The organism is Streptomyces sp. NPDC048392 (genome assembly GCF_043200575.1).
Classification (GTDB): Bacteria; Actinomycetota; Actinomycetes; order Streptomycetales; family Streptomycetaceae; genus Streptomyces.
The window spans coordinates 25,489-33,770 of the sequence record NZ_JBICYB010000017.1; the positions used below are offsets into that span (position 1 = coordinate 25,489).

The window sequence follows — 8,282 nt, forward strand, 5'->3', positions numbered from 1 at the left end:
AAAGAAAGGCTGCCGGCACCGATCGGTCATCGCCGGTGCCGACCCGCACGACCCGTGTCCTTCCCGGCCGGGAGTTCACGTATGACGACCCGAGTCCTGGTGTGCTGCGACCGCGTCATCCTGGGCGAGGGAATGCGCGCTCTGCTGGAGCGGCACAACCTGAAGGTGCAGGTGGAGACCACCCTGCGCAGCTCTCTCACCACCGCGGCGGAGTCCGGACCCGACGTCCTGATCGCCGTGGCCCCCCTGGTGACCATGGACAACATCGACACCATGACGGAACTCGCGCGACTGAGCAAGGCCATTCTGCTGGCCAAGCCCGAGAACACCCACCGGGCATTCGAGGCACTCCGCGTCGGAGTGCGCGCCGTATTGTCGGTGGAAACTTCGGTCGAAGAACTGGTGCACGTCATCAAAACCATCACCGAAGTGAACGCCATAATCGCCCCGGAAGAGGCCCGCGAGGCCCTGATGCGCTATTGGCGGAGCAACGCTCCAAAAAATCTGCGCCCCGAGCTGACACCTCGGGAAAAGGAAGTCCTGATCTTACTGACCCAGGGCAAGACGAACACCGAGATGGCCGGGTCCCTGTCCGTCTCGTGCACCACGGTCAGGTCCCATGTACACCGGGTCCTGCGCAAACTGGGGGCGGCGACCCGCGCACAGGCCGTCGCCATCGCCTACGAGTCGGGACTCATGGGCACCTGCGGCGCGTACGGCGCCTCCGCCCGCTGAGAGAACGCCGGGCCGTACGACCGACTTCACCGGTCGTACGGCCCCGCCGCCCCGGGCTCGGGGCCTCGGGCGTTCAGGGCGAAGCCGGGTAGCCGGGTTCTATGCGCTCGCCGCTCATCTCGTCGACGACCGACGCCATCGTGTCGAATGCGGCGACCAGGCCCTGAAATGCCTCCGTTTTCATGTCCCGGGAGAAATCGTCCAGTGCGCCCACGGAGATGACCTCGAAGTAGTGAAATGGAGCAGCCGGTTCCGTGCTCACCCGCTGCACCTCGAAGGCGCGCACACTGGGCAGTTGGGGACAGGTGGCGTAGTCGACGTCCCGGACCCATGCCTCGAAGCGGGCCGGGTCCACTCCGTCGTGCAGACGAATGCGGTGGATGATGACGTCCATGTCTCGGGTCTCCCTGGCTGTGCGCTCATCGGCGTACCGCGGAACGCCGGCGCCCCAGGCCCAGCGCTCGCGCGACGTTGTTCTTCTGGATCTCGTTGGTGCCGGAGAAGATCCGGGCGGGCAGCGCGTCCCGCAGCAGTGCCTCCGCCTCACCGTCCATCACCCCCAGCGCCCCCCTCAACTGCACAGCGTCCAGACCGATTTGTACGGCGGCCTCGCTGACCGCGATCTTCGCGAGGGCCGGGCCGATCTCGTCGGCCGTGCCGTCGGCCAGGGCCCGCGCCGCACGGTAGAGCAGCAGCCGGGCCGCCTCGTAGCGGCCCAGCATGTCGACGATGCGGTGGCTGACCGCCTGGAACTCCCCGATCGGCGAGCCGAACTGCTCGCGCTCACGGGCGTGTTCCACCGTGGACTCCAGCACCCGGCGCATCGCGCCGAGGTAGGCCGCGAAGAGGCAGGTGCGTTCCCACTTCATGGACGAGGAGAAGATGGTCGCCCCGGAACCCTCCGCCCCCAGCACCGCGTCGGCCGGGACCAGGCAGTCGTCGAAGTGGACGTCGGCCGTCGGGGAGCCGCGCAGCCCCACCTTGTCGAGCGGGCGCCCGACCGTGAGTCCGGCGGTGGACGCGTCGACCAGGAAGGTGGTCAGCCCGAAAAACCCGCCGCGCGGGTCGGTGGCGGCCTGGACCACGAACACGTCGGCCACCGGGGCGTTGGTGATGAAGCACTTGGAACCGCTGAGCACGTAGCCGCCGTCGACGCCGCGGGCGCGCGTACGCAGCCGCAGCGCGTCCGACCCGGCCTCCGGCTCGGTGATGGCGTGAGCGGCGATCCGCTCGCCGGAGCACAGGGCGGGCAGCCACGCGCCGCGCTGCCGGTCGGTGCCGAACTCGACGATCGGCATGACGGCGGCGAACAGGTGCGCGGCGACCGAGAAGGCGAAGCCGGTGTCCGCGCAGCCGTACCCGAGCGCCTCCATCGTGGCGGCCGCGGCCACCGCGTCCAGGCCGCTGCCGCCGAAGTCGCCCGGCACGCAGGTGCCCACCAGGCCCTGTTTGCCGGCCAGCCGCCAGCGCCGCCGGAAGTCCTCGGCATCGGCGAAGCGGCCCGGGGAGTCCAGCTCGCGCCGGGCGAACCGCACGACCATGTCGCGCATTTCCTCGGTATCGGCGTCGAAACCGGCGTCGAAGTCGTAGCTCATCGCGTTGCGACCGTGCCTTCCTCGATCAACAGGTGGTAATTGATGCCGCCGGTCCCGAAGGCACTCACCGCGGCGCGCCGCGGCCGCCCCCGTTCCGCGGGCCAGGGCGCGGCCTCGGTGGCCACCCGGGCGGGGATCGCGTCCAGGGCGAGGTCGGGACTGAGCACCCGCAGGTTGGCGCTGGGCGGCAGGGTCGCCCGCCGCAACGCCTGCAGTGTGCGCAGCAGTCCGGCCGCACCGGCGGCCGCGAAGGTGTGGCCGAGGAAGGACTTGGCGGACCCGATGTGGAGCGGTGCCGTGCGCCGCCCCGTGCCGTACACCTGTACGGCCGCGGCGACCTCCACCCGGTCGCCCAGCCGGGTCCCGGTGCCGTGGGCCTCCAGGTAGTCCACCTCGTCCGGGCCGAAGTCGACCTGGGCGAACGCCTGCCGTACGGCTCGCGCCTGCCCGTCGGCGTCCGGCGCGATCAGCGACTTCGCGTCGTTGGACGCACCGACCGCGCGAAGCACACCGAACACCGGGTCGCCGTCGCGGCGTGCGTCCGCCAGGCGTTTGAGCAGGAACAGCGCGCAGCCGTCCCCCGGGGTGAAGCCGTCGGCGTCCGCGTCGAAGGGGGTGATCCTGCTGTGCGACAGCAGTCCCAGCGAGGAGCACAGCACCATGTCACGTACGTTGCACGGCAGTTCCACGCCTCCGGCGACGGCGTAGTCGGCGCCGCCGGAGCGCAGCCGGCCCACGGCGACGTCGAGCGCCGCGAGCGAGGAGGCGCAGGCGGCCTCGACCGCCACCGGTACGGCGTCCAGGCCGTGCTCGTTGCCGACGAGGGCCGCGATGCCGCTGGCGACGCAGCCGTCCCACGTGGTCGGCAGGTCGACGGGGCCGGGTTCTCCGAACCGGTCCCGCACCAGTTCGGTCACCGCCTCGACGTCGTCCGGCCCCAGTCCGCCGAGTGCGGCCAGGGACCGTACGTCGGCCTCCAGGTCCTCGATGCACAGGCCGGTGTGCAGCCGGCGCTCCAGGGAGAGGCCCAGATTGCTGCCGACGGCGACGGTTCCGACGCCCTGGAGCGAACGCGGCGAGCGTCCGTAGCGCGCGAACATCTCGGTGGCCACGTCGAGCCCGAGCCGCTGGGCCGCGTCCATCGCCGCGTACCGGTGGGGCGGGATCCGCAGCCCGGCCGGGGGCGCCGAGGGCACCGGGACGGGCGCGCCCAGGTCGGTGTAACTGCGTCCGAGGGCGAGCGCGCCCGGGGCGTGGTACAGCCCCCGGTCGAACGACTCGGACGGCAGCGGCCCGATCCGGTCCCGCCCGGAGAGCATGGTCCGCCAGAAGGCCTCCGCGTCGGGCGAGTCGGCGAAGCGCCCACCGAACCCGACGATCGCGATCGGCTCCGCGCCACTTCGCACGGACGGCCCGACGGGCCCCACGCCGACCGACGCGCCGCCAGAGGGCGCCACGCCGGCCGACAGGCCATCCGACTCCGCCGCACGACGCCCCGCCGGACCGGCGAAACCCCCGCCTCCGGACACCCCGCCGACGGACACTCCCCCGGACGGCACCCCGCCGTAGGACGTCCCTCCGGGGGCCGCGCGAGCGCCGGGCCCGGGTCCGGCCTCCGTGGTCCCCGCACCCGCCCGACCGGCCGCGTGGGCGGTACGCCCCGGTCCCGCCGCCGCGTCGGCGGCAGCCGGTACGTGCTCCTCCAGCAGCACGTGACAGACCGTGCCGGTCAGCGAGGCGCCCATCACCGCCGCCCGGCGGGGCGTACCGTCCGTGGACGGCTCCCAGGGCTCGGCCGCGCGTGGCACGCGGAACCAATCGTCCGCCGGGTCCTGGCCACCCGTGTCGGTGCCGGTCCGAAGCGGGGGGACGGTGCGGTGGTGCAGGGCCAGCGCCACCTTGGTGACCCCGGCGAGCCCGGCGTTGGCGAAGGTGTGTCCGAGCCGGTCACGCGTACTGCCCAGGGCCACCGAGCCCCGTGGCGCACCGGCGTGGATCCCGGCGATCGCCTCCCGCTCGGCCCGCACCACGGCGGCCGTGCCGTGCCCGGCGCACTCGACGAAGCGCACCGAGCCCGGCGCGACGCCCGCCGTACGGTGCGCGGCCTCGGCGGCCGCCCGTCGGTGCGCGGCCGACAGCGAGTAGCGGAAGGTGCCCGGCCGCGCCTCGTGCCGCAGGGCGCAGTCGAGTACGGACGCGTACACGCGGTCGCCGTCGCGCTCCGCGCTCGACCGGCGCTTGAGCAGCAGCGCCCCGAGCCCCTCGGCGAGCACGGCGCCGCCGGACCCGGCCCCGCCCGGCGGTGTCACGAGCCCCTTGGCCGCCAGCGCCCGCCGCGCGAAGCGGCCCTCGTCCCGTTGCCCCACCACGACCAGGGCGGCGTCGGCCAGCCCGGCGCGCAGGCTGTCCACGGCGTGCGCGAGGGCCCAGTAGGAGGTCGCGTCCGCCGACTCCACGGCGAGGGTGCGTCCGCGCAGCTTGAAGGCGGAGGCGATGCGCGCCGGGATCGTACTGGCCATCTCCCCCACCCGGTCGTGCGGTGAGGCACCGAGCCGACGTGCCAGCGTGTCGTTGAGCTCCCGTTCCGCGGCCCCCGGGTCGGTGCCGGTGTCCCGCCACGGTCCGGCTGTGAGGACCGCCGCCAGGTCCCGGGCGTAGCGGGCACCCTCGACGCGCAGCGCGTTGGCGTACTGCCGGTCCAGTCCGAGGCAGGTGCCCACGACGACGTCCGTGCGGCCGCGGAGGCCGCCGGGGCCCGAGGCGTCGTCGAGGCACTGACGGGCCGCCTCCACCATGAGGAGTTGCAGTCGGGCCATGGAGGCGGCCTGCGCCGGCGGGATGCCGAACCGGGCGACGTCGATCTCGATGTCGCCGAGGCTGCCCGCGGCGGGGCCCGGGCCGGGCGGTGGCGCGTCGGCGAGCAGCAGCCGCCACAGCTCGTCGACCCCGTGGGCCCCGGGATAGAGGGCGGACATTCCGACGATGGCGATCGGTTCGGCGGGGTCCGGCACCGGCACCGCGCCCTGGGCTGCGTCCTTGTCTGACAACTTCCCGTTCCTGTTCACGATGGCGCTGGAGGCGGCCGGCCCGGGGGCCGTCAGGCGGTGAGCAGGCTGCTGTCGGCCGCGGAGTACGGCTCGCGCCACAGGGCCGACGGCACCTTCAGGACCGGGTCCTGCGCCAGGATCTCGGCGTGCCGCCGGCGCAGTAGCGCGCCCGGCTGGACACCCAGTTCGTCGTCGAGTCGTTTCCTGGCCAGTCGGTACGACTCCAGGGCGTCGCCCTGCCGCCCCACCCGGTAGAGGGCGACCATCAGCAGTTCGCAGAACCGTTCGCGCAGCGGGTACCGCGCCACCAGTTGCTGGAGCATGGCGATCGCCTGGCCTTCGCCGCCCAGCAGGAGCATCGCGCTCACCAGGTCCTCCAGGACCGTGAGCCGGCGCTCCTCGAACAGGGCCACGGCGCCGCGGCAGCGTCTGCCCTCACCCGCGTCGATGAGGGCAGGGCCGCGCCACAGCCGCAGGCCGGCCTCCAGCAGTTCGACGGCGCGCGCGGGGTCGGAGGGGAGCAGGGACGCGCCCTGCGAGGCCAGCCGCAGGAACCTGTTGCCGTCCACGCACTGCGGGTCGATTTCCAGGAGGTAGCCGCCGAGCACGGAGCGCAGGATGCCACCGGCCCGGTCGGGACAGGCGCACTCGTTGATCACTTTCCGGGCCCGCGCGGCATGGGCCTGGAGGGCGTTGAGAACGTTGTCGGGCGGGTTCGCGCCCCAGAGTTCGTCCGCCAGATCCGCCAGCGACACGGCGCGGCCCGCGTCGATCGCGAGCGTCGCCACCAGGGTGCGGACCTTTCCGGCCCGGATCCCACCGCCGTTGTGCGGCGTACTGATCGTCACGGGTCCCAATATGTTGATTTCCACACATCCCCCGAAGTTGTACAGGCGTACATCCGTGGTCCGAGCCGTCTCCCCGGCGAGGCCGGGCGGTCGCGTGCGTCCGGCCGTCCGTCGCGCGCCCCCGTGAGCGGACGGGAGCACTGGTGCGCGGTGTGTCCGGTCCGGCCCGGAAGGACTGTGGACCGGCTTTCGAGCCGGTTCTCGGCCGACTCGGGACCGCCTCTCGAACCACTGTCTTGCCGGGGTCCATCGTGGCAAGCCCTCCCCGGTCCGTCATCCACCGAACGATCGGAATCCGGCCTCAACAGGGGCCCGGCCGAGGCCGGCCCAGCCGTCATTGTGTTGAGGCGCGGCCGCGCGCCGGTTCAACGGGGCCGGACGGCGTGTACGCACCACCCCGGCGGGGTCCGGCCGCGGAGGAACGGCATGATGGTGACCTGCGGCCCTCAGTGGGGCCGCAGGTGTCTGCCCGTCGAGCCGGAAGAGGAAGATGGACGCGACGTTCACCCAGGCAAGAGGGCTGAGAAGAAGAGTGGTGTAAGCCGTGCACATTGTCATCATGGGTTGCGGGCGTGTGGGCTCCGCGCTCGCCCAGGCCCTGGAACAGCAGGGGCACACGGTCGCCGTGATCGACCGGGACCCCACCTCCTTCCGACGCCTCGGTTCCTCCTTCGGCGGCCGTCGGGTCACCGGCATCGGCTTCGACCAGGACACCCTGCGCGAGGCGGGCGTCGAGGAGGCCGGTGCCTTCGCCGCCGTCTCGAGCGGCGACAACTCGAACATCATCGCCGCCCGCGTGGCACGCGAGATGTTCGGCGTGGAGAACGTCGCCGCCCGCATCTACGATCCCCGCCGCGCCGAGGTCTACCAGCGTCTGGGCATCCCCACCGTGGCCACCGTCCGCTGGACGGCCGACCAGATGCTGCGCCGGCTGCTCCCCTCGGGTGCCGAGCCGCTGTGGCGCGACCCCACCGGGGGCGTCCAGCTCGCCGAGGTGCACACGTCCTCGTCCTGGGTCGGTCACAAGATCAGCCGGCTCCAGGAGGAGACGGGCGTGCGGGTGGCGTTCGTCACCCGGCTCGGGGAGGCGATCCTGCCCTCCTCGCAGACCGTCCTGCAGGAGGGTGACCTCGTGCACGTGATGATGCGCACCGACGAGGTCGACAAGGTCGAGGCGGCGTTCGCCGAGGGTCCCGAAGAAGAGGACGGTCACTGATGAGGGTCGCCATTGCCGGAGCCGGTGCGGTCGGCCGTTCCATCGCGGGCGAGCTGCTGGAGAACGGCCACGAGGTCCTGCTCGTCGACAAGGCGCCGACCGCCATCTCGGTCGAGCGCGTCCCGATGGCGGAGTGGCTGCTCGCCGACGCGTGCGAGATCACCTCCCTGGACGAGGCGGCGCTGCAGCGCTGCAACGTCGTCATCGCCGCGACGGGCGACGACAAGGTCAACCTCGTCGTGTCCCTGCTGGCCAAGACGGAGTACGGCGTTCCGCGCGTCGTCGCCCGGGTGAACAACCCGAAGAACGAGTGGCTCTTCAACGAGTCCTGGGGTGTGGACGTCGCCGTCTCCACCCCGCGCCTGATGTCGGCCCTGGTCGAGGAGGCGGTGAGCGTCGGCGACCTGGTCCGGCTGCTGCGCTTCAGCCACGGCGACGCCAACCTGGTCGAGCTGACGCTGCCGGAGGAGTCGGCCCTGGCCGGCACCCAGGTCGGCGACGTCCAGTGGCCCGAGGACACCTCCCTGGTGACGATCATCCGTGGCACCAGGGTGCTGACGCCGTCCCGGGAGGACTCCCTGGAGGCGGGCGACGAGTTGCTGTTCGTCGCCGCGCAGGCGCGCGAGGAGCAGCTGGAGGACCTGCTGTCGGCACGTCGGCAGCCCGGCGACCTGGTCTGACCCGGGTCCAGGTCCCCGGCAGGGGTTCGGACGGCGGAGCCCGGACGAGACGGCGGTGGGGGGGGGGGGGGGGGGGGGGGGCCGCCCCCCCCCCCCCCCCCGCCCGCCCGCCCCCCCCCCCCCCCCCCCCCCCCCCCCCCCCCCCCACGCCCCACCCCCGG

The 8,282-nt window shown here is 73.0% G+C and carries 7 protein-coding genes; 3 read left to right on the top strand and 4 right to left on the bottom strand.

The genetic code is table 11. The features are described from left to right. Positions 1 to 81 precede the first annotated feature (81 nt). Positions 82 to 735 (top strand): LuxR C-terminal-related transcriptional regulator, encoded by a 654-nt coding sequence (locus ACGFYH_RS22405; protein ID WP_393804922.1) that lies wholly within the window; start codon positions 82 to 84, stop codon positions 733 to 735. 73 nt (positions 736 to 808) lie between these two features. Here the strand turns inward: ACGFYH_RS22405 and ACGFYH_RS22410 are convergent, their stop codons facing one another. The 4 genes from ACGFYH_RS22410 to ACGFYH_RS22425 are packed head-to-tail and all read right to left on the bottom strand — an operon-like array spanning position 809 to position 6,225. Next, positions 809 to 1,129, bottom strand: coding sequence for a RedY protein (locus tag ACGFYH_RS22410; RefSeq protein ID WP_393804923.1), 321 nt, complete (start codon positions 1,127 to 1,129; stop codon positions 809 to 811). A gap of 25 nt (positions 1,130 to 1,154) precedes the next feature. Further along, on the bottom strand, positions 1,155 to 2,330 hold the full coding sequence (gene redW, locus ACGFYH_RS22415) for an L-prolyl-[peptidyl-carrier protein] dehydrogenase (RefSeq protein ID WP_393804924.1): 1,176 nt from the start codon (positions 2,328 to 2,330) through the stop codon (positions 1,155 to 1,157). Beyond that, complete coding sequence (locus ACGFYH_RS22420) at positions 2,327 to 5,377, bottom strand: polyketide synthase (protein WP_393804925.1); 3,051 nt, start codon at positions 5,375 to 5,377, stop codon at positions 2,327 to 2,329. Before ACGFYH_RS22420 ends, redW begins: the two co-directional genes overlap by 4 nt. 50 nt (positions 5,378 to 5,427) lie before the next feature. Next, positions 5,428 to 6,225, bottom strand: a complete 798-nt coding sequence (locus tag ACGFYH_RS22425) for a BTAD domain-containing putative transcriptional regulator (protein WP_393804926.1) — start codon at positions 6,223 to 6,225, stop codon at positions 5,428 to 5,430. Between the two features lie 544 nt (positions 6,226 to 6,769). On the opposite strand from ACGFYH_RS22425, the gene ACGFYH_RS22430 reads away from it, so the two are divergent. Both ACGFYH_RS22430 and ACGFYH_RS22435 read left to right on the top strand, forming a co-directional pair. Further along, a complete protein-coding gene (locus ACGFYH_RS22430; protein ID WP_393804927.1) occupies positions 6,770 to 7,441 on the top strand; it encodes a potassium channel family protein in 672 nt (223 codons plus the stop codon). After that, a complete protein-coding gene (locus ACGFYH_RS22435; RefSeq protein WP_393804928.1) occupies positions 7,441 to 8,121 on the top strand; it encodes a potassium channel family protein in 681 nt (226 codons plus the stop codon). Before ACGFYH_RS22430 ends, ACGFYH_RS22435 begins: the two co-directional genes overlap by 1 nt. The last annotated feature ends 161 nt before the right edge of the window (positions 8,122 to 8,282 follow it).